Annotated in this window: 20 protein-coding genes; 10 read left to right on the top strand and 10 right to left on the bottom strand. The window is 63.3% G+C overall.

Features of this window, described 5'->3' with window-relative positions; translation table 11 throughout:
• Nucleotides 1-50: 50 nt before the first annotated feature.
• The 3 genes from AAEO60_RS02215 to AAEO60_RS02205 form a co-directional block, all read right to left on the bottom strand.
• The gene (locus AAEO60_RS02215; RefSeq protein WP_341672015.1) at nt 51-749 is read right to left on the bottom strand and encodes an SPOR domain-containing protein; all 699 of its coding nucleotides are present in this window, start codon (nt 747-749) and stop codon (nt 51-53) included.
• 3 nt (nt 750-752) lie between these two features.
• Nucleotides 753-2,492, bottom strand: coding sequence for an arginine--tRNA ligase (gene argS, locus AAEO60_RS02210; RefSeq protein ID WP_341672014.1), 1,740 nt, complete (start codon nt 2,490-2,492; stop codon nt 753-755).
• Between the two features lie 87 nt (nt 2,493-2,579).
• Nucleotides 2,580-3,230, bottom strand: coding sequence for a hypothetical protein (locus tag AAEO60_RS02205; RefSeq protein WP_341672013.1), 651 nt, complete (start codon nt 3,228-3,230; stop codon nt 2,580-2,582).
• Nucleotides 3,231-3,318: 88 nt separating this feature from the next.
• Between AAEO60_RS02205 and ispH the strand changes: the two genes are divergently transcribed.
• Genes ispH through rnhA form a run of 3 tightly spaced genes read left to right on the top strand, consistent with a single transcriptional unit; the run spans nt 3,319 to nt 5,715 of the window.
• Nucleotides 3,319-4,293: a 4-hydroxy-3-methylbut-2-enyl diphosphate reductase gene (gene ispH, locus AAEO60_RS02200; protein ID WP_341672012.1), complete on the top strand. Its 975-nt coding sequence runs from the start codon at nt 3,319-3,321 to the stop codon at nt 4,291-4,293.
• Nucleotides 4,294-4,303: 10 nt separating this feature from the next.
• Nucleotides 4,304-5,278: a homoserine kinase gene (thrB, locus tag AAEO60_RS02195; RefSeq protein ID WP_341672011.1), complete on the top strand. Its 975-nt coding sequence runs from the start codon at nt 4,304-4,306 to the stop codon at nt 5,276-5,278.
• Nucleotides 5,275-5,715 carry a ribonuclease HI gene (gene rnhA / locus AAEO60_RS02190; RefSeq protein ID WP_341672010.1) on the top strand — a complete coding sequence of 147 codons (441 nt, stop codon included), beginning with the start codon at nt 5,275-5,277 and terminating at the stop codon, nt 5,713-5,715. Before thrB ends, rnhA begins: the two co-directional genes overlap by 4 nt.
• Here the strand turns inward: rnhA and AAEO60_RS02185 are convergent, their stop codons facing one another.
• The 3 genes from AAEO60_RS02185 to AAEO60_RS02175 form a co-directional block, all read right to left on the bottom strand.
• The gene (locus AAEO60_RS02185) at nt 5,716-5,892 is read right to left on the bottom strand and encodes a YegP family protein (RefSeq protein WP_341672009.1); all 177 of its coding nucleotides are present in this window, start codon (nt 5,890-5,892) and stop codon (nt 5,716-5,718) included.
• A gap of 68 nt (nt 5,893-5,960) precedes the next feature.
• The gene (locus AAEO60_RS02180) at nt 5,961-7,058 is read right to left on the bottom strand and encodes an NAD(P)/FAD-dependent oxidoreductase (RefSeq protein ID WP_341672008.1); all 1,098 of its coding nucleotides are present in this window, start codon (nt 7,056-7,058) and stop codon (nt 5,961-5,963) included.
• Nucleotides 7,058-8,014 (bottom strand): alpha/beta fold hydrolase, encoded by a 957-nt coding sequence (locus tag AAEO60_RS02175; protein WP_341672007.1) that lies wholly within the window; start codon nt 8,012-8,014, stop codon nt 7,058-7,060. Before AAEO60_RS02175 ends, AAEO60_RS02180 begins: the two co-directional genes overlap by 1 nt.
• 57 nt (nt 8,015-8,071) lie before the next feature.
• On the opposite strand from AAEO60_RS02175, the gene AAEO60_RS02170 reads away from it, so the two are divergent.
• The 7 genes from AAEO60_RS02170 (at nt 8,072) to AAEO60_RS02140 (ending at nt 15,540) form a co-directional block, all read left to right on the top strand.
• A complete protein-coding gene (locus AAEO60_RS02170) occupies nt 8,072-8,629 on the top strand; it encodes an A24 family peptidase (protein ID WP_423970067.1) in 558 nt (185 codons plus the stop codon).
• Nucleotides 8,630-8,704: 75 nt separating this feature from the next.
• A complete protein-coding gene (gene cpaB, locus AAEO60_RS02165; protein ID WP_341672006.1) occupies nt 8,705-9,811 on the top strand; it encodes a Flp pilus assembly protein CpaB in 1,107 nt (368 codons plus the stop codon).
• A gap of 65 nt (nt 9,812-9,876) precedes the next feature.
• A complete protein-coding gene (locus AAEO60_RS02160) occupies nt 9,877-11,490 on the top strand; it encodes a type II and III secretion system protein family protein (RefSeq protein ID WP_341672005.1) in 1,614 nt (537 codons plus the stop codon).
• Nucleotides 11,491-11,495: 5 nt separating this feature from the next.
• Complete coding sequence (locus AAEO60_RS02155) at nt 11,496-12,146, top strand: CpaD family pilus assembly protein (RefSeq protein WP_341672004.1); 651 nt, start codon at nt 11,496-11,498, stop codon at nt 12,144-12,146.
• Nucleotides 12,147-12,149: 3 nt separating this feature from the next.
• Nucleotides 12,150-13,448: a pilus assembly protein CpaE gene (locus AAEO60_RS02150; protein WP_341672003.1), complete on the top strand. Its 1,299-nt coding sequence runs from the start codon at nt 12,150-12,152 to the stop codon at nt 13,446-13,448.
• Between the two features lie 79 nt (nt 13,449-13,527).
• On the top strand, nt 13,528-14,499 hold the full coding sequence (locus AAEO60_RS02145) for a type II secretion system F family protein (RefSeq protein ID WP_341672002.1): 972 nt from the start codon (nt 13,528-13,530) through the stop codon (nt 14,497-14,499).
• Nucleotides 14,500-14,520: 21 nt separating this feature from the next.
• The gene (locus AAEO60_RS02140) at nt 14,521-15,540 is read left to right on the top strand and encodes a type II secretion system F family protein (protein ID WP_341672001.1); all 1,020 of its coding nucleotides are present in this window, start codon (nt 14,521-14,523) and stop codon (nt 15,538-15,540) included.
• A gap of 96 nt (nt 15,541-15,636) precedes the next feature.
• Here the strand turns inward: AAEO60_RS02140 and AAEO60_RS02135 are convergent, their stop codons facing one another.
• From AAEO60_RS02135 to AAEO60_RS02120, 4 genes are all read right to left on the bottom strand, one after another.
• Nucleotides 15,637-16,113, bottom strand: coding sequence for a MarR family winged helix-turn-helix transcriptional regulator (locus AAEO60_RS02135; RefSeq protein ID WP_341672000.1), 477 nt, complete (start codon nt 16,111-16,113; stop codon nt 15,637-15,639).
• A 47-nt stretch (nt 16,114-16,160) separates the two neighbouring features.
• Nucleotides 16,161-17,048 carry an S-methyl-5'-thioadenosine phosphorylase gene (mtnP, locus tag AAEO60_RS02130; protein WP_341671999.1) on the bottom strand — a complete coding sequence of 296 codons (888 nt, stop codon included), beginning with the start codon at nt 17,046-17,048 and terminating at the stop codon, nt 16,161-16,163.
• 26 nt (nt 17,049-17,074) lie between these two features.
• Entirely contained in the window at nt 17,075-17,860 is a 786-nt protein-coding gene (locus AAEO60_RS02125; protein WP_341671998.1) for an SDR family NAD(P)-dependent oxidoreductase, read from the bottom strand.
• Nucleotides 17,861-18,005: 145 nt separating this feature from the next.
• Complete coding sequence (locus AAEO60_RS02120) at nt 18,006-21,428, bottom strand: TonB-dependent receptor domain-containing protein (protein WP_341671997.1); 3,423 nt, start codon at nt 21,426-21,428, stop codon at nt 18,006-18,008.
• Nucleotides 21,429-21,498: the final 70 nt, after the last annotated feature.

Below are 21,498 nucleotides of genomic sequence, written 5' to 3'. Positions count from 1 at the left end.
AAGTGCGCTTCACCTGCCCATCGGGGAAAACGCCCGACTTAGCTCAGGCCTTAGCGGATGTAGCAATCCCCGCCCGCATTGCGGATGGAGCGACAGGCGGCGTCCCCGGCTTCGCGGTTGGCGGCAATGACCTGCAAACGGTAGACGGTCGCCCCGTTCACTTCGGCCTCGACGATGCGGTGACGCATCCCCGACAGCCCGCTGTAGCGGTTGCTGGCGCTGACCCATGCCTCACTGGCATCGGAACGGCTGGTGAAGGCTCCGATCTGGACATAGACCGCATCGGGGCTTTCGCTGCCTGCCCCGTCTTCGCCTTCACCCTGGTTTATGTCGATGCTTGGCCGGGGCACTTGCGTATCGTCGGCCAGCATACCGCGCTGCGATTCCCCCTCGGCGACCTGGTAGGCGGTGTCGCCGGTCCCTTCGACCTGACGGCCACCGGGGTCCTCGGGAAGCTGCTTGTAGGCCCCTTCGGGTGCCTCGATGGTGGAACCGTCGGCAGCAAGCTCGTCATCGGGCGCGTCCTTGGTGAACCACCACGCAGCCAGCAGAATGCCGGCGATTACCAGCAGGCCGATCAGGGCAAACCAGATAATCCGGCCGTCGAAACCGCCTTCATCCTCGTAATACTCGTCGTCCTCAAGCCACGGCAGGCTGTCGTCTTCGCCCTGCAGAGCGAGTTCTTCCTCGGCCTCATAGGTTTCGTCGACGATATCCTCGTCGTCCGGGTCCCCTGCCGGAAAGATCATGACCTAGAGCTCCTCAACCGCCTCGACACCCAATATGCCGAGCCCATTACGGATAACCTGCCCGATTTGCACAGCGAGGAAAAGCCTCGCGGCAGAGAGGGCCGGGTCCTGTGCCACGATGATGCGCATTTTCGAATCGTCGTTGCCGAGATTCCAATAGGCATGGAAAGCCGCCGCGAGGTCGTAGAGGTAGAAGGCGATCCGGTGTGGTTCGCGCGCACGCGCCGCCGCTTCCACCTCGCGCGGGAACTGCGCGGCCTGCTTCACCAGCGTCAGCTCGTCTTCGCCCAGCAGGTCTAGCTGCTCGCCCGAGGGCGCAATGCCCTCGTCCGCTGCCTTGCGCAGGATCGAACAGATCCGCGCATGGGCGTACTGGACGTAGAACACCGGGTTGTCCTTCGAGGCTTCCACCACCTTGGCGAAGTCGAAATCCATCTGTGCCTCGGGCTTGCGGGTGAGCATGGTGAAGCGCACCACGTCCTTGCCCACTTCGTCCACCATGTCGGCGATGGTGACGAAATTTCCGCTGCGCTTGGACATCTTGGCTGGTTCGCCGTCGCGCAGCAGCTGCACCATCTGTACCAGCTTCACGTCGAAGGGGATCGGCTTGCCCTGCCCTTCGGACATGGCGGCCACGGCAGCCTTGATGCGCTTCACCGTGCCGGCGTGGTCCGCACCCCAGATGTCGATCAGCGCATCGGCGTTCTCTGCCTTCTGCATGTGATAAGCGAGGTCAGCCCCGAAATAGGTCCACTTGCCGTCGCTCTTCTTGATCGGGCGATCCTGGTCGTCACCAAACCTGGTGCTGCGGAACAGCGGCAGTTCGACCGGTTCCCAGTCTTCCAGCGTCTTGCCCTTCGGCTGTTCCAGCACGCCATCGTAGACGAGGTCGTGCTCGCGCATCCACATTTCGGCGGCTTCGGGCTTCTTCGCAGCCTGCAGCGCAGCTTCGGACGAGAACACGTCGTGCCTGATACCCAGCATGGCAAGGTCGGACTTGATGATTTCCATCATCCGCTCGACCGCAAAGGCGCGGAACAGCGGCAGCCATTCCTCTTCGGGTGCTGCCTGGAAGCGGTCGCCGAACTCTTCGGCAGCGGCCTGGCCGACCGGGACCAGGTATTCGCCGGGGTAGAAGCCCTCCGGAATATCTCCGATGTCTTCGCCCAACGCCTCGCGGTAGCGAAGGTGCGTCGAGCGGGCGAGCGTGTCCACCTGACCGCCGGCGTCGTTGACGTAGTATTCGCGGATCACCTCGTGCCCGGCGTGCTCCAGCAGGCTGGCCAGCGCATCACCGACCACCGCGCCACGGCAATGGCCCATGTGCATGGGGCCGGTGGGGTTGGCAGAGACATATTCGACGTTCACCCGCGTGTCCGCACCCATGTCGGACTTGCCGTAGTCATCGCCCAGTTCGGCGATGGCGGCGATCTCGTCCGTCCAGCTTTGCGGGGCGAGCCGCAGATTGATGAAACCGGGGCCGGCGATCTCGGCAGAAGTAATGGCGGGATCGCGCTGCAGGTGTTCGACGATCTTCTCGGCCAGCGCGCGCGGATTGGTGGCGGCGGGCTTGGCCAGCACCATGGCGGCGTTGGTGGCAAGGTCTCCGTGCGATGGGTCGCGCGGCGGCTCCACGCTGACATTGGCGCGATTGGTGCCGGCGGGCAGCACGGCCTCGGCTTCCAGCGCTGCCAGCACGGCGTCGATCTTCTCCGCATAGGCGGAATACAGCGTATCGGTCATAGCATTCGTAAGCCCCCGCTCAGGCGGAAGCCTCCCTGTAACAGGCCCCCGCGTTGGCGGGGACGCGACAATTTTTCAAGGTTCGACTTAACGGGTCGCGTTGTAGGCGAGCTGGTCTTCGGTCAGCTGGAAGCCGATCATCAGCTCGAAAGTGGCGCGAGCGAGGGCTGCGCGCACATCGGGCTCCGTCAGCGGGTCGATGGCGGCAGACTGGTCACCCGCACGGCGTCGTCGGGTAATCCGCTCGCGGATATCCGCCGGAAGCGTGGCTTCGGCACGATCGACATAGGCGCCGGCAGTGCCGCTGCCCTGCGCGCGCGATTGGCCCGCAGCGAAATTGAGTTCCACCGTACCGATCCGCTTGGCCACCACCGAAGTGCCGCCACGCAGGACGGTGGAGTAGTAAGGCAGCGAAACCGTGCGCGCCGTGGAAGTGTCCATGCGCGTTGCGACCACGTCGAAAGTGGCGCTGGAATAGACCTGCTCGCCTGTTTCGTTGCACTGGCTGCGAACGTTGGTGATCGCCGCGGTCACGTCGATAGCATCGGCCGTGCGGGCATCTTCGGGCGAGAACAGGGTGATGTCGCCGGTGTAATCGGGAACGCCAACTGCCGGACAAACCGAACGCAGCGCGGTGATACCCACGCCCGTATCCACCACGATATCGCCTTCGCTGCGACAGCCACCAAGGGCTACCAGGCCTGCCAATGCAGCAACCATTGCGATCCGAGCGTTCATTCCCATTCCTTGCACAAGTAAACCGTCAAATGCGTTTGCGAGGCCCTAGCCCTTTCGCGAGGCGGCCACAACAGCTAGAGAGACGCCCATGAACGCCCCCTTTCAGCAAGATAAAAAATCCGGCGAGCGCAAGCCGCTGATGGTCCTGATCGCCGCCCCGCGCGGTTTTTGTGCGGGTGTCGACCGCGCCATCGAGATCGTCGAGAAGGCGATCGAGAAGTTCGGTGCGCCAGTCTATGTGCGCCACGAGATCGTGCACAACCGCTTCGTCGTCGACAGCCTGAAGGAAAAGGGCGCAATCTTTGTCGAGGAACTCGAGGAAGTGCCCGACGACATGCCGGTGGTGTTCAGCGCCCACGGTGTGCCCAAATCGGTGCCCGCCGAGGCCAAGCGGCGGGAGATGATCTATGTGGATGCCACCTGCCCGCTGGTGTCCAAGGTGCACCGGCAGGCCGAACGGCTGATCGAAAAGGGCAAGCACATCATCTTTATCGGCCATGCCGGCCATCCCGAAGTGATCGGCACCATGGGGCAAGTGCCCGAGGGGCAGATGACGCTGGTGGAAACGGTCGAAGATGTCGCCACCCTGCCCTTCACGCATGAAGACAAGTTGTCCTTCCTCACCCAGACCACGCTTTCGGTCGACGACACGGCAGAGATCGTGGTGGCGCTGCAAGCACGCTACCCGCACATCGTCGCGCCCAAGGCGGAGGACATCTGCTATGCAACGTCCAACCGGCAGGAAGCGGTGAAGGCCATGGCGCCGAGCTGTGACCTGGTGCTGGTCATCGGCGCGCCCAATTCTTCCAACTCGCTGCGGCTGGTCGAAGTGGCGGAACGCATGGGCACCACCGCAAGGCTGATCCAGCGCGCCAGCGAGATCGATCCCACATGGCTCGACGGCGTGGGCACCGTGGGCGTCACCGCCGGAGCCAGCGCGCCCGAAGTGCTGGTGCGCGAAGTCGTCACCAAGCTGGGCGAATGGCGCGAGGTCGAGGAAAGCAAGATCCGCACGGCCGAGGAAAAGATGGTGTTCAAGCTGCCTCGCCAATTGATGGACTGAGGCAAGCGTCTTGGCGGTCTACACACACCTGTCTTCAGAGGCGCTGGCGGACCTCATCGCGCACTACGACGTGGGCGAAGTTGTATCCGCAAAAGGCATCGCCGAAGGCGTGTCCAACTCCAACTGGCTGGTAGAGACCACGGGCGGGACCGAAGGCGGAACGCGCTTTATCCTCACCATGTACGAACGGCGGATCGACATTGCCGAACTGCCCTTCTTCCTTGGCCTGCTGGATCACCTGTCCGAACACGGCGCGCCGGTGCCGCGCACGATCCACGATCGCAGCGGCGCGGCTTCGCGCACGATCATGGGCAAGGCGGTTGCCCTGATCGAGTTCCTGCCCGGTGTTTCGGTCGACGAGCCAACAGCCGCGCAGGCGCGCTCCGTCGGCAAGGTGCTGGCACAGATGCACGCGCTGGCTCAGGATTTTTCCGGCCAGCGCGCCAACGACCTTGGGCCGGACGTTTCGGCAGCCGTGCTGGCGGAATGCGGCGCTGATGCGCTGGCGCAGATCGACCCCGCCCTGCCTGCCGTGATCGCCGTGGCCGGGGACATTGCCAGCCGCTGGCCCACCGATCTGCCGCAATCGGTGATCCACTCCGACCTGTTTCCCGACAACGTCTTGATGCTGGGCGACAAGGTCAGCGCGCTGATCGACTTCTACTTCGCCTGCAACGACGCCATGGCCTACGACCTGGCCGTGACCCATGCGGCATGGAGTTTTGCCGATCATGGCCGCACTTACAGGCCCGAAGTGGGACAGGCGCTGCTGCAAGGCTATGAATCGGTTCGGCAACTCCTGCCCGCAGAGCGTGAATCCCTGTCGTTGCTGGCACAGGGTGCAGCCCTGCGGTTCGTCTCCAGCCGCGCACAGGACTGGATCGATACGCCGGCGGATGCATTGGTAACGCGCAAGGACCCGATGGACTTCGTCCGCCGCCTGGATTTTTATCGCGAGAATGGAGCGCAGGTTTTCGGATCATGAAGAAGATCGAAATCTTCACCGACGGTGCCTGCAAGGGCAATCCCGGCCCCGGCGGCTGGGGCGCGCTGCTGCGCATGGGCAAGCACGAAAAGGAAATGTCGGGGTCAGACCCCGATACCACCAACAACCGGATGGAAATGACCGCGGTGATCCGCGCGCTCAAGGTCCTGACCGAGCCGTGCGAGATCGTGCTGCATACGGACAGCCGCTACGTCGTCGACGGCATGACCAAGTGGATCCATGGCTGGAAGAAGCGTGGCTGGAAGACTGCCGACAAGAAGCCCGTTCGCAATGAAGAGCTATGGCATGACCTGATCGAGGCGGCGCTGCCGCACCAGATCTCCTGGGAATGGGTGAAAGGCCACAACGGTCACCCGGAGAACGAGCGGGTCGACTGCCTCGCCAGCGAGGCCGCCGACCGCGCGCGTACGCAATAACTAGCTGTCGTCGACGACCTCGGCACCCGGGCCGTTCTTCTGGATCGACTCGATGGCATTCTTGGCGCTGGCCTTCGACGAATAGCCCTCGGTCGAGAACATGATCTCGTCATTGTACTTGAAGCGCACGCGGAATTCGCCGGCCTTGTCCTTATAGATCTGGAAATGGTGTGCCATTCAGCTGGTCTCCTTTGCTTGGATGCTGGCTACAATAACAAAGATGAACGGCTTGGCCAGCGCTTGATCTAGCTGAAGCGTGTTGGCGAATAGAGCCCTGCTTCAAGCCGTTCGGTCATGGCATCGCGCGGTTGGCCGAGCAGCTGTTGTGCCGCGAAGCGCGCTGCGGCGGGTGCAGTCTGGATGCCGTAGCCACCCTGCCCCGCGAACCAGAAGAAACCGTCCCTGGCCGGGTCGTAGCCATAAACCGGCAGCCGGTCGGGCGAGAAACTGCGCAGGCCCGCCCACTTTCGTTCGACCGCCTCGATCTCCCAATCGACCACCTTTTCGAAGCGATCAATTGCCAGGGCGACGTCATATTCTTCCGGCGCGACATCGCAGGCTTCGCTTGGCGTCTCGTCATGCGGGCTCAGCCACAGGCGACCGTTCTCGGGACGGAAGTAGAAGCCACCTGCGATATCCAGCGTCAGCGGCAGGTCAGCCGGGAACGGCGGCGAGACCCGCAGTTGCACGACGGTGCGGCGCAGCGGCTGGATACCCAGTGGCCCTGCCCCGCCAAGCGCGGCAACATGATCTGCCCACGCCCCGGCCGCATTGACCAGCACGCTCGCCCGCAACTCTCCGGCAGCACCGAAGTCGAGCAGCCAGCTATCGCCTTCGCGCTCAAGCGCCTGCAAGTGATGCCGCACCCGCAGGTCCACACCGCCCGCTTTTGCCAGGCCAAGGTAGTGCTGGTGCAGGCCGGCGACATCGATATCGGCGCAATTGGGCTGGCTGATCGCATGGTCCCACCCTGCACGGACCCCCGGCAACCGGGCTTCGAGCGCAGCCCGGTCCAGCCGCTCGATGGTGACCCCGGCGTCACGAAAGGTGTCGAGGAAGGCTTGCACCTTATCCTCCTGTCCGGCTTGCGCGAGATATAGCCCGTCGCGCGGCGTCAGGAATCCGTTGTCCTGCAGGTAATCACCGGAGGCCAGCGTCAACGGCACCACGTCGGGGCCGCCGTAGCACTCTTCGCGAAACGCCGCCGAACGGCCGGTGGTGTGGTAGCCGGGAAAGTCTTCTGCCTCGCAGATCACCACGCGCGCGTAAGGCGCCAGCTCCGCGGCGATGGAGGCCCCGGCCATGCCGGCGCCGATTACGGCAATATCGAACGATTCGGTCATTACGACAGGTGTCTGTCGAGGAACTGGTCGATCGCTTCAAGCGCGCGGTTCCTGATCTTGTCCTCTTCGCGAAGAATTTCGTGCCTCGCCTCCTTGCCGAAGATAAGGGATTCTACCTTCGGTAATCTTGCGAGGGCGCTACGGATGGCCGAGGGACTGACCAGCTTGTCCGCATCGGTGGCAACAATGAATACCGGCAGGTCCACCCCTTCCAGCGCGCCCGGGTGGAATATCGCCATCGAGCTTTCCGCCGCCCCCTTCACCCAGCCCCAGCTGCCCGGGCCAAGCTTCAGCTCGGGCCGGTGTTCGCGCCACCAGCGTTCGTCCTCATAGCGATCGTCGTCATGCGTCAGCAGCAGCTGGCGCATTTCCGGCCTGGAGCCGGGCTTCTCGCTGATCTTCCATGCCGGACGCTTGGGATCGCCGATAGCGGTCATCAACCAGGCAAAGCCGCGCTTGACCGGCAGCGGCAGGGATTCGGGAAAGGTGTCGAGCATGGGCGCGGACAGCACCATGGCATCGGGCTTGGGGTCCAGTGCCTGGTCGATCTCGGCGCGCAGGACAAGGTGCCCGCCCATCGAATGGCCTACCAGCACCAGCGGCCCCCCGCGACCGGCAGCCCATTCCTTCCAGAGCTGGCCGAGGTCTTCGATCCACAAGCCGAAATCGTCGATGTGGCCGGTGCTGTCGTCATTGCCGAGACGGCCCGAACCGCCCTGCCCGCGCCAGTCAGCCGCGCTCACCTGCCAGCCGCGCTGGCGCCAGTATTCGAAGGTCTCGAGGTATTTCTCGTAGGCGTCACCGCGCCCCGCCATGAACAGGATCGAACCGCGCACCGGCGTTCCGGCAGCGGGCGCAGGCCAGTCGATCCGGCGTATCTCCTGCCCGTCAGCAGCGGTCCACAGCGTCTCTGTAGCCCCCTCCGGAATGACCCGGCGATCGAATCCCGGCTCCAAAGCGTGATCAGCGTGGCTAATTCCATCCTCCTGCCTGTGGTTACTTTTTAGTAAGCCATGCGCGCTAGCACGAGCCTCAAGGGACTTACCGGGGGCTTCATGCTAGACGATCCGATCAAATATGGCTTGCTTGCCGCATTGGCAATCGCACTGCTCATTGCGGCCTTTACTGACCTCAAGAGCCGTCGCATCGCCAACTGGCTGAACCTCGCCATCGCGCTGGGTGCACCGCTCTACTGGTGGGCTGCCAAGATCCCGTTCCTACCAACCGACGGCTGGTTCGAACCGACCAGCATTGTCGCCCAGCTCGGCGTTGCGGTGATTACCTTTGCCATCCTTTCCGTGCTGTTTGCCATCAAGGCGATGGGCGGCGGCGACGTGAAACTGTTGACTGCCCTCGCGCTGTGGATCGCGCCGGCACTGTTCCTGAAACTCATCGTGATGATGGCGCTGCTCGGCGGCGTCCTCACCCTGGTCCTCGGCGGCTGGAACGTCATGCGCCGCCAAAAGAACAAGATCGGAATTCCCTATGGTGTCGCGATCTCCGCGGCTGCCCTGTGGGTACTCGGCAGCTTCTACATGCCCGCCTCCGCCATGGCCGGAGCCGTGCAGTGAACCTGATTTTAACCACTGCCGCCGTATCTGGCGGAAACCTTAACGCAAGGACCATCTGAGGGGGCTTGACGCACCATGGACAAGAAGAAACTTATTCTGCTGGTAGGGGCGCTGATCATCGCGATCGGTACCGCCTTCGCTGCGCGGAGCATGTTCGCCGGTGCAGCTGCACCCGAAGCCGAAGCGGCTGCTGTCGCTGAACCGACCGGCCCGAAGGTATTGGTTGCCAAGCGCAGCCTGCCCGTCGGCACTATCATTACTGCTGATGCCGTGGCTTACCAGCTGTGGCCGCAGGAACTGGTACAGGACGCCTACTTCATCGACGGCGAGGCCGACATGGAAGCGCTGCTCGGCACGGTGGTTCGCCACCAGGTTACTGCCGGGGAACCGGTGACCCAGGGTTCGCTCGTTGCCCCTGGTGACCGTGGCTTCCTTGCTGCGGCGCTTGGTCCGGGCATGCGTGCCGTCACCGTTCCGGTGTCCGCGCGTACCGGTGTGGCCGGCTTCGTCTTCCCGGGTGACCGCGTCGACATGGTGCTGACCCAGTCGGTGACCGGCGATGAAGGCGCTACCCTGCGCACCTCGGAGACGATCCTTACCAACCTGCGCGTGCTGGCGACTGACCAGTCGACCGAAACCACCACCACCGAAGATGGCCGCACTGTTGTCCGCGCCTTCCGTACGGTGACGATGGAAGTGACGCCGCGCATTGCTGAACAGATTGCTGTGGCTCAGACCATCGGTACGCTCAGCCTCTCGCTGCGCTCGATCGCTGACAATCAGGCCGAACTGGAACGCGCTATTGCCGCTGGCGAAGTGAGCCTGCCTGACGATGCCTCGCCCGAAGAGGAAGAGCGTCTGCTGCGCACGGCCATGTCGCGTCCGGGTGCTGGTGCCAGCACCTACCAGACCGGCGGTGACGTATCGCGCTTCCAGCGTCGTACGCTGCCCCCGCAGGGCGGTGACCGCAGCGGCGGCGGCAATGGCCAGCCGGCTATGGCCATGGCGCCGGGTGTATCGGCCAACGCCACGCCTTCGGGACCCACGGTTCGCGTGACCCGTGGCCAGAGCACCACGGTGACCCCGGTCACCACCGGTGCCGGTGCCCTGCTCGACCGCACCTCCCAGGGTGTGGGCGATGCTGGCCGCGTCGGTGCCATCGGCATGTCGACGCTGCGGTGATCACCATGAGCATTCTCAACACGCAATCCACTTCGCCTGCAAACGCGAAAACGAAAGGCAAGATGATGACTAGCCGCCTTTTCAAGACCGTGCTTGGTGCTGCCTGCGCCCTGGCACCGCTGGCCGCCGTTCCGGTCGGCACGGCCAACGCCCAGACTACCGTCAGCCCTGCGAACGACATCGTCCTGTCGATCGGTCGCGGTGAACTGATCACCGTCCCCGGCACCATGGCTGACATCTTCGTGTCGAACGACACGGTCGCCGACGTCCAGGTGAAGTCCCAGCGCCAGCTGTTCGTCTTCGGCCTGTCGGGTGGCGAGACCACGATCTACGCCAGCAATGCTGCCGGCGACATCATCTGGTCTGCCAACGTCCGTGTGGGTTCGAACATCGACTCCATCGACCAGATGCTCGACCTGGCCATGCCGGAAGCCGACATCCGCGTCGCTACCATGGGTTCCAACACCGTGCTGCTCACCGGCACCGTGGCGGCCCCGGAAGATGCCGCCGAAGCCGAGCGTCTCGTGCAGGCCTTCGTCGGCGGTGAAGCCAACGTGATTTCGCGTCTGCGCATGGCAACGCCGCTGCAGGTCAACCTGCGCGTACGCTTCGCCGAAGTCAGCCGCTCGCTGGTCCGCAACATCGGAGCGAACCTGCAGACGATCGACGGCACGGGCGGCTTCCAGTTCGGTGTCGGCCAGGGCCGTGGCGCGGAATTCTTCGCGCCCGGCACGGCGACCGGCGTCAACGCCGGCGATGTGGCCGTTCAGATCCCCAACCCGAACTTCAATCCGCTGCAGCCCGTCTCTGGTGCCAACCCGCAATTCATTGACGGACAGGGCACCGCGATTACCTCGATTTCACCGGGCACGACACTGGGTGCCGTCGGTTCGCTGTTCGGCCTCGATATCGGTGCCGCGCTCGACCTGGGTGAGACACGCGGTCTGGTGACCACGCTGTCGCAGCCGAACCTGACGGCGCTGTCGGGTGAAACCGCAGAGTTCCTCGCCGGTGGCGAATTCCCGATCCCGCTGTCGCAGGGTCTTGGCACCACCACCATCGAATACAAGAAGTTCGGCGTTTCGCTGGCCTACACCCCCACGGTGCTGGCCAATGGCCGGATTTCCATCCGCGTGCGTCCGGAAGTTTCCGAACTTTCCAGCCAGGGCGCGGTGAACATCAACGGTTTCACCATCCCCGCCCTGACCGTGCGCCGCGCGGAAACCTCGATCGAACTCGGCTCCGGCCAGAGCTTCATGATCGCCGGCCTGCTGTCGAACAATGCGCAGTCCACGATCAACCAGGCTCCGGGCGTGGGTGACATTCCGATCATCGGTAACCTGTTCCGCTCCAACGCTTTCCAGCGTGGCGAAACCGAGCTGGTGATCGTGGTGACGCCGTACCTGGTGCAGCCGGTCAACGATCGCGACATCCACCTGCCGACTGACGGTTACAACAGCCCGCGCGCTATCGAGCAGTTCCTGCTCGGCCGCGAAACTGCGGGTCGTGACGGCGAAAGCCGCCCGATGCCGCGCGCTGTCAACGAAGCGCCGGCCAATCCTGAAGTCAGCCTTATCGACCAGAACGGCACTGCGCTGGCAGGCGGCGAACGCCCGGCTGGTGCCAACCAGCAGACCGCGGCGGCGACGCCCGGCTTCAGCATTGCAAACGGAGAGTGATCGTCATGACCAATCGCATCAAACGTGCTGCGGGCTCTGCCCTGGCGATCTCGCTCAGCCTTGGTCTCGCCGCTTGCGGCGGCATGGCTGAAGGCAACAACTACTCGCTGAACAGCGTCAACCAGCCGGTCGTGGAACGCAGCAACTACGTGCTCGACCTGCGCACCGGTGCGAACGGCCTCGACGGGGTTGAACAAAGCCGCCTGGCTGACTGGTTCGAAACGCTGGATCTTGGCTATGGCGACCGCGTCGCCATCGACAGCCCGGTCGCCAATCCCGCCGTGCGCGAGGATGTGGCTGCGGTTGCCGGACGCTACGGCGTGCTGCTGACCGAAGGCACACCGATCACCCAGGGCTATGTCGATGCCGGCAATGTCCGCGTGGTAGTGACGCGCTCGATGGCGCATGTGCCGAACTGCCCGAACTGGTCGGAAGACTACGGTTTCGAGCAGGGCAACTTCACTTCCGACGGCTTCGGCTGCGCAGTGAACGGCAACCTGGCTGCCATGGTCGCCAACCCCGAGCACCTGCTCGAGGGAGCCGAAGGCACGGGCGAGACGGTCGTGATGACCTCCAACCGTGCGATCGACACTTATCGTAACCAGGAGCCCACCGGTGCCGGTGGCCTTCCGCAAATTTCGTCCGAGGGGGATTAATCGATGAACTCGCCATTCAAATCCGGTGCGATGGCCAATCGCGATCCGTTTTCGGCCTTCATCTGCGACGAAGCCGCGCTTGATGTGCTGCGCCCCGTGGTGATCGAAATGGGCTGGCAGCCCGAGAAGTGCAACAAGGGTGGTCTGCGTAACGCCATCCAGTCGCTCTCGATCGCCGCGAGCCCGGCCATCCTGATGGTCGACCTGTCGGAAAGCGGTGACCCGCTGAACGATATCAACGGTCTGGCCGAAGTCTGCGAACCCGGCACGGTGGTGATCGCCGTCGGCCAGGTGAACGACGTTCGCCTCTATCGCGACCTGCTCGCCAGCGGCATCCACGACTACCTGCTGAAGCCGCTGTCGGCATCGCAGCTGCGGGATTCGCTGACCCAGGCCCAGGCTGTCTTCTCTTCGCCGCGCAATGCCGACGGTGAAGGCGAACGCGAACATGTCGCCACGGCCGTGGTCGGCACGCGCGGCGGTGTGGGTGCATCCACCCTCGCCACTTCGCTGGCCTGGCTGTTCGCCAGCGAACATCACCGTTCGACGGCACTGCTGGACCTCGACGTCCACTTCGGCACCGGCGCCCTGGCGCTGGACCTGGAGCCGGGCCGCGGCCTGACCGACGCGATCGAGAACCCCAGCCGTATCGACGGCCTGTTCATCGAACGCGCCATGATCCGCGCCAACGACAATCTGGCCATCATGTCCGCAGAGGCGCCGATCAGTTCGCCGATGATGACCGATGGCACGGCCTTCCTGCAACTGGAGGAAGAGTTCCGCCAGGCCTTTGACACCACTGTCATCGACCTGCCGCGCAACATGCTGATCAACTTCCCGCACCTGCTGCAGGAAGTACAGGTCGTGACCCTGGTCACCGAACTGACGCTGGCTTCGGCACGCGATACGATCCGCATCCTCTCGTGGCTGAAGTCGAATGCCCCGGCTGCCCATCCGCTGATCGTCTGTAACAAGATGCAGACCGGCGCGGCGGAAATCAGCAAGGCCGACTTCGAGGCTTCGATCGAACGCAAGATCAACTTCCAGATCCCGTTCGACCAAAAGGCCGCCGCCAATGCTGCCAAGCTTGGCCAGACCTTCATCGAGGCCAACAAGGGCTCCAAGACGGTCGGCCCCATCCGCGAAATCGCCAGCATGATTGTCGGCGTGGGCGAGGATGGCGGTGCGAGCATCGAAGAGGCTGGCAAGAAGAGCTCCATGCTCGGCAGTTTCGACCTCAAGTCACTGCTTGGTGGTTCCACCAAGAAGGGCAAGGCCGCTGCTACCGAGCCGGCCGAATAAGACTGCGGCAGGCGGGCAAGGCCTTCCCCTTGCCCGCCAACCGCTGGCGCAATGACGTACTAGTGAAAGAAGGATCGCCATGAGCATTATCCAGCTCCTGCTTGTTGCCGGTGGCCTCATGGGCCTGATGATCCTGGGCTATATGCTGCTCAACGGCAGCTCGCCGTCCAAGGAAGGCCAGCGACGCCTGGAGGCGGTTCGCTATCGCCACTCGGAAAACACCAAGGACAAGGTCGAGAGCCAGCTGAAGAAGGCGATTGCCGCGCGCAAGCCGAAGCAGTTCTCTCGGGCCGGTGCCAGTTCGCGGATGGAAGCCCTCGCAATCCGGCTTGATCGGACCGGCATGGGCTGGACGCTGTCGCAGTACTTCTACGCTTCGCTTGGACTGGCACTGGCAGTTGCCGCGTTGCTCTACTTCAAGAGCGGAGCGGCCCTGATGTCGCTGGGCGTCGGTGTGCTCGTCGGTGCGGGCCTGCCGCACTGGCTCGTCGGCTTCTTCATCAAGCGCCGTACCAACAACTTCAACGCCAAGTTCCCTGACGGCATCGAACTGCTGGTCCGCGGCCTGCGCTCCGGCCTGCCGGTGACCGAGACGCTGGGCGTGGTGGCGCAGGAAGTGCCCGGCCCCGTGGGCCAGGAATTCCGCGCGGCGGTCGAACGCATCAAGATCGGTCGCACGATGGAAGAATCGCTGCAGGAAACGGCCGACAAGCTGGGCACCGCAGAATTCCAGTTCTTCGTCATCACGCTGGCCATCCAGCGCGAGACCGGTGGTAACCTCGCCGAAACGCTCAGCAACCTGTCCGACGTGCTCCGCAAGCGCGCGCAGATGAAGCTGAAGATCAAGGCGATGAGCTCGGAATCGAAGGCCTCGGCCTACATCGTTGGTGCCCTGCCCTTCATCGTGTTCGGCCTGATCTACTGGATCAACCCGAACTACATCGGCGGCTTCTTCGAAGACGATCGACTGATTGCGACCGGCCTTGGCGGCCTGGTCTGGATGAGCATCGGTGCCTTCATCATGGCCAAGATGGTCAGCTTCGAAATCTGATCCAGGAGGAAGAGAGAACCAATGTTGACCTTCGCCCCCTCCTCCGGCCCCACGCTGCTCGGCGTCGACGTTATCCTCGTCGGCACGATTCTGGCGGGCATAGCTGCACTGGCCATGATCATGGCCATCTATGCCGCCGTGACCGTCAAGGACCCGATGGCAAAGCGCGTGAAGGCGCTGAACGAACGCCGTGCCGAACTCAAGTCGGGCATGATCACGCAGAGTTCGAAGAAGCGCCAGAGCCTGACGCGTCGAACCGACACGACCGACAAGATGAAAGACACCCTGCAGGGCATGAAGGTGCTGCAGGAAAGCCAGGTCAAGATGATCCAGCAGAAGCTGGCTCAGGCGGGCTACCGCAACAAAGAACTGGCGATCATGATCATCTTCGCCCGCATGGTGCTGCCGGTAGTGTTGGGCCTTGTCGGCGTGGTGATCTTCTACTGGACCGACACCTTCCCCGAATGGGGCAGCATGAAGCGCTTCTTCGGCTTCGCCGGTCTGGTCATCGTGGGCTACAAGGGCCCGGAAATCTACCTCGCCAACGTCGCTTCGAAGCGTACCGCTGCGATCCAGAAAGGCCTGCCCGACGCGCTCGACCTGCTGGTGATCTGCGCCGAGGCCGGCCTTACCGTGGACGCCGCCTTCAACCGCGTCGCCAAGGAACTGGGCCGCGCCTATCCCGAACTGGGTGACGAATTCGCCCTGACCGCGATCGAGCTGTCGTTCCTCACCGAACGTCGCCAGGCTTTCGAGAACCTCGCCTACCGCGTGGACCTCGATGCCGTGCGCGGCGTGGTGACCACGATGGTGCAGACCGAACGCTACGGTACGCCGCTGGCCTCCGCCCTGCGCGTGCTCTCGGCGGAATTCCGCAACGAGCGCATGATGCGCGCCGAGGAAAAGGCCGCGCGCCTGCCCGCGATCATGACCGTGCCGCTGATCCTGTTCATCCTGCCGGTGCTGTTCATCGTGATCCTTGGCCCGGCGGCCTGTTCGATCTCCGACGCTTTCTCCAGCGACGGACCGGTCAACGGCTAGTACCGGCTAGAACGACGCAAACAAAAACCCCGTTCGGAGCGATCCGGACGGGGTTTTTCGTATGACAAAAGAGCGAGCGCCATCAGGCGCTGCAAATCACCCCATGCCGAAGCCGCCGCCCAGCTCCAGATCGCCGATTTCCTCGGCCTGGTGGCGCGCGCGATCAAGCAACTTGCGGAACAGATCGAGCTCGTTCGCAGAGAAGCCTTCGAACAGGCGTCTTTCCATTTCCATTGCCAGCGGCATGATCTGCCCGTGCATTTCGCGGCCCGCCTCGGTCAGGTCGAGCAGGTGCGAACGACCGTCCGCCTCGTTCGGCGTCCGCACGGCAAGGTCACGGTCTTCCAGGCCCTTGCAAGCACGGTTTACGGCCACCTTGTCCATGATCGTGCGCCGCGTCAGGTCACGCTGTGTAAGCGCTCCCACGTCGCCGAGCACGGCCATGACGCGCCATTCGGGGATGGTCAGGCCGAAGCGCTGGCGATACTCGATCGCAATCCGTCCACTGACGGCGTTGGACGCCAGCGAGAGCTGGTAGGGAAGGAAATTCGAGAGAGGACTGTTCGGTTGCATAGGCAACTACCTTGTTGGACTTTGTAACAGTTTGCAAGGATCAATGATCAACTGCCCCTGTGCGGGAACATATCTATCAATCTGCCTGCAACTGCATCCAGCTTTGTTACGGCAGAAATATCCCAGGCTTCGCGCGGGGTGATGATGGCATAGTCGAGAATTGTATCGATCGGGCTGGCTTCGCGCTTCTTGGGCAATTGCGCGACCAGCGCCTCCAACATGGTTCTCGCCTTGTTGCTGTTTTCGGCCATGACCTTGAGGATATCGGTGACGTCGACATCGGCCGTCTCGTCGCGCCAGCAGTCGTAGTCGGTCACCATGCCCATCAGGGCATAGGGCAGCTCCGCCTCCCGCGCGAGGCGGGCCTCGGGCATGGCGGTCATGCCGATCACGTCGGCACCCCAGTTGCGATAGAGGTGGCTTTCGGCCCGGGTGGAGAACTGCGGCCCTTCGATGGCGACATAGATGCCGCCCTTGTGGACTTTCGCCCCGGCTTTCTTCGCCGCCTTGCACGCAAGTTCGGTCAGGCGCGGACAGACCGGATCGGCCAGCGGCACATGCGCGACGATACCTTCGCCGAAGAAGCTGCGCTCGCGCCCGACCGTGCGGTCAATCAACTGGTCAACCGCCACGAAATCACCAGGAGCGAATTCCTCCTTCAGGCTGCCGATTGCGGAGATCGCAAGCACGTCCGTCACCCCGCAGCGCTTGAGCACGTCGATGTTGGCGCGGAAATTGACTTCGCTGGGCGCGCGCTTGTGCCCGGCCCCGTGGCGCGCGATGAAGGTGAACTTCACGCCGCCCAGCTGGCCGGTGGTGACTGGGCCCGACGGCTCGCCGAAGGCGCTGTTGACGGCGATCTCCTGCGCATCTTCGAGCGCGCCGGGCTCGTAGAGACCCGAGCCGCCGATCACGCCGATGTGCCAGTCCGCCATGCTGCTTCGCCCTTCCCTGCCTGCGCCTATTTCGGCGGCATGCGGATGCCGCCGTCAAGGCGCACGGTTTCCGCGTTCATGTATTCGGTTTCCACCATGAAGCACACCAGCGAGGCATATTCCGCCGGCTGGCCGAGGCGCTTGGGGAACGGCACCGATGCGGCGAGCGATTCCTGCGCCTTTTCGGGCAGGCCTGCCATCATCGGGGTCAGGAAGATGCCAGGCAGGATGGTGTTCACGCGGATGCCTTCGTTCATCAGGTCACGCGCGACCGGCAGGGTCATGCCCTTCACACCGGCCTTGGACGCGGCATAGGCAACCTGGCCGATCTGGCCGTCCTCGGCAGCGACGGAGGCGGTGTTTATGATCACGCCGCGTTCGGCGCTGTCGCCCACGGGATCCGTGGTCATCATGCCGGTGGCGGTCTTGGCCATGCACTGGAAGGTGCCGATCAGGTTCACCTTGATGGTCTTCTCGAACAGGTCGAACGGCAGGTGGCTGATCTCGCCCGTTTCGCGATCGCGCCGGGTCAGCTTGCCGATGGTGCCGATGCCGGCGCAATTGACGAAGACACGCTCCTGCCCGTGGGCCGCGCGCGCCTTGGCAAAACCTGCCTCCAGCGAAGCTTCGTCGGAAACGTCGACCTTGCAGAACACGCCGCCGATCTCCGCCGCCACGGCCTCGCCGAGTTCCTCGTTGAGATCGAACAGCGCGACTTTCGCGCCCTTTGCCGCCAGCGCGCGGGCGCTCGCCTCGCCCAGTCCGGAAGCGCCGCCCGTAACGATGGCGGCAACACTTGCGTCGATCTTCATAGCCAATCCTCTGCCTAGATTTGGCCTTCGCTCCTAGTGCAGCGAGGCGCGGCGTCAAGGCGCGCAGCCTAACCGCACCAACAAGTACGGCCCCGCAACCGGAGTTGCGGGGCCGTCCTCGATCCGCCGGAGCGGAAGCGTTCGCTTAGAAGCGCATGTTCACCGAGCCGAAGAACTCGCGGCCGTTCAGGTCGTAACCGTTGCCCAGCGGCGTGTTCGAACGGCAGGAGATCGGCTCGTTACAGTCGATCAGCGGCGGATCGGTGTCGAAGACGTTGGTCACACCGGCGCGCAGCGTCAGCCAGTCGCTGAACTCGTAGCGCACCGAGGCGGTGTGCACGAAGTACTCGTCGGCATAACCGATGTCGCGGCAGAAGACGCCATCACCCGGGACATTGGCCGTACCGTTACCGGTACAGGTGTCGCCCAGGAAACCGGTGCCCAGGTTGCCAAAGGCGTCGTCCAGCGGGTCGATACCGTCAGCCTGCTGCTCGGTGTCGCCGATGTAACGGGTCTGCCAAGTGAAGGTCACCGGACCGTAACCGGCAGTGAAGGTCGCACGACCGGTCCAGCCCGGGAAGCCGAACTCGCCCTGGTCTTCGTCGAGCGACGGAACGCCGGTGTCGTCGATGAACAGCGTGCTGCGTTCGATCAGGTGGTTGGCACGCAGGTTCAGCCCCAATTCGAGCACCTCGCCACCCATCGGGATGCCGTAGTCGAAATTGGCATTCATATCGATGCCCTTCACGACTTCCTCGTTGAGGTTGATGAAGCCTGCGGCCACGTCCGAGACCAGCATGCGGCTGGTCGCCGCAGTGTCGAAGTCGATACGGTCACAGAAGGGGCTGCGGATACCATCCTGGCGGGTGAAGCAGTCATTGATGATGAACTGCGACGACGGTTCGACGATCGAGCCTTCGATCTTGATGTCGTAGTAGTTGAAGTTGAACGCGAAATCGAGATCGCCATAGCTTTCCGCGACCGACAGGCCAACGGTCAGCGAACGCGAGGTTTCCGGGTTCAGGTCCAGGCTACCGCCCGAGGTAATTTCCACGCTCGAGTTCGCCAGGGTGTTAAGGCCCTGGTTGTCGATACCCACGGTGAACGGGTCACGGCCTTCGCGCTGGCAGTTCGCGATGATCGCCTGGTCACGCGTGTCCAGGTTGGCCTGGTAACCGCCTGCACCGGCATTGAAGGCTTCCGCCGGAACCGCGCAGGGATCGAACAGGGTGAGGAAGCCCGACTGGCCAGCCAGGAAGTTCTCACGCAGGTTCGGCGCACGGAACGAGGTGCCGTAGCTGGCCTTGACCAACACAGACGGAATGATCCGCCAGCCAGCCTTGATCGAGTAGGTACCGGCAGTGCCGTAGAATTCCTCTTCGGTCACACGGCCCGAAACGTTGAGGTCGAACTGGCCCCAGGTTTCGCTGTCGAACACGGGAACGTCGAGCTCGCCGAAGCCTTCGACGATGTACTTCGATCCAACCGCGCCCTGGTCGGCAAAGAAGCCGAAGAACAGGCCCTGCGATGCGGTCAGGTCAGGCAGCGATTCGATGCTGTCTTCGCGGTATTCGCCGCCGACCACCAGCGAGACCGGACCAGCCGGCAGCTGGAGCACTTCGCCGGTCGCATAGAACGACAGCAGGAACTGTTCGTAAGTGGTGTCGAAGGAACGGACACCGAAGACATAGTCGCGCTCCGCCTGCGTGGCGAAGTCACCGATTGCTCCGGTCATCACGCTCGGAGCGAACATGTTGACTGGTACACAGCTCCCCGCATTCAGGTCGGGTGCGGCAAGGTCGGGGTTGGCGAGTCCGGCACCATTACACTCACCGATGTACTGCGTGTCGCCGAGCAGGGTGAACACGTCGTAGTTCGGATCGTAGTCGTCTGCGGTGCCGTCACCGTCGTTGTCGACGATGCCATCACCATCGAAGTCCGCGGTGGGGTCGATACCCAGCGCCAGCGCGAGGCGATCTTCCCGGATACCCCGACGGACCGAGCTACCTTCGGAACGCGAGTAGACACCAGACAATTCGAAGGTCCAGGTGTCGTCGATGAAGGGCAGGTTACCCCGGATGCCGAGCACACCGCGGTACTGTTCCTGCACGATGTCGAAGTTGTTGCGGTCCCCGGCGATCGCCACGATCGGCTGTACCGGCAGAGCAAAGCCGGTCGACAGGGGGTTAAGGCGGCCGAAATTGGCCTGTCCCGGGTAGAGTTGCTGCAGCTGGTTGTCGGCATCGCGGCAGTCGACGCCCGTACCGGTAACAAAGTTACACGGATTGAAGGCATTGAAGTCCGACACGTAGGGAAACAGCTGCGGGATACCGGTGTTGTCCGAGCTAATCTCTGCGCGACTGTAGTTGGCTTCGAAGAACGGCGTAATCTCGTAGTCGTCGTCGGTCAGCTGGTACTCACCGTAGGCCATCACGTTGTACAGCTTCTGCTGGCTGATCAGGCTCTCGTCGAGATTGCTGCCGTTGGTGTTGACGTTCTGGAAGTCGACGTCGCGAATGCCGTCACCGTTGGTATCGAGATCGACACCGAAGGCGTCGGTCGACTCGCCGTAGCCCAAGCCCGGAATGTTGGCGATGTTGCCATTGGCGGGGAAATAGACCGAGCCGAAGCGCGTGTAGGCGTTGAACAGGCGTCCGCTGATGCCATCCACCACGCAGGGGCTTTCAGCAACGGAGACACCCGGCGTACGGTTCATGACCGTGGCGTTGTCGCGCAAACCGAGGGTGCGGATTTCGCCGCTGTCGGTAACCTCGTAGTGCGTGCTGCAACCCGACAGGAAGTCGCGATCGCCGAAGGTCACTTCGTCGCGGTACGAGTATTCCGCACCGATACCGATGAAGCCGCGCTCCATGTCGATGCCGTAGGCGCCGCTGACGGTGAAGTCGTGGCCGCCATTGCTCTGCTCGTTCAGGTTGCCCGAAGCGAACAGTTCGAGCCCGTCGAAGTCCTGACGCAGCACGATGTTACCCACGCCGGCCACAGCGTCCGAACCGTAGACCGACGAGGCACCGTCGAGCAGCAGGTCGTAGCGGGCGATCAGCGAGGTCGGCAGTAGGTTGATCGACGGCGCGCTGGGAGCGCCTTCCACACCGGCGGGAGCCAGGCGGCGGCCATTGACTAGCAGCAGGGTGCGGTCAGCGCCGAGGCCACGCAGGTTCAGCGTCTGCGAACCCGGACCGTTGTCGAGCACGAAGCCCTGGAAGGTAGCGTCGATCTGCACGCCGGCGGCAGCTTCCGAACGCTGCAGGATCTGTGCGGCATCGAACTCGCCAACGTCGCGCTCGGCTTCGGTCGTCAGGACCTGGAGCGGAGAGATGCTGGTGTAGGTGTCGCGACGGACACGCGTACCGGTAACGACGATCGCTTCATCTTCCGAAACGGTCGAGACGCCATCATCAGTGACGCTGACGACATCGTCGCATTCCTCTGCGGTGGGATCGACGTCACAATCGACCTCCTGCGCAGCTGCGGGGGCACCGGCAAACAGTGCAACGGCCGAAACCGATGCGGCGAGACCATAGAGAGTATTTTTCTGGAAAGTTTTCATTGCGCTCCAACCCTGTCCTGAGTTTGGAGACGCCCATACCCTGCAACCCTCAAGAACGCGTTACTCGTTC

Origin of the sequence: Aurantiacibacter gilvus (assembly GCF_038289935.1) — a bacterium.
Taxonomy (GTDB): Bacteria; Pseudomonadota; Alphaproteobacteria; order Sphingomonadales; family Sphingomonadaceae; genus Alteraurantiacibacter; species Alteraurantiacibacter gilvus.
The sequence above is the reverse complement of the archived record's forward strand: the minus strand, read 5'-3'. Positions and strand labels throughout refer to the sequence as shown.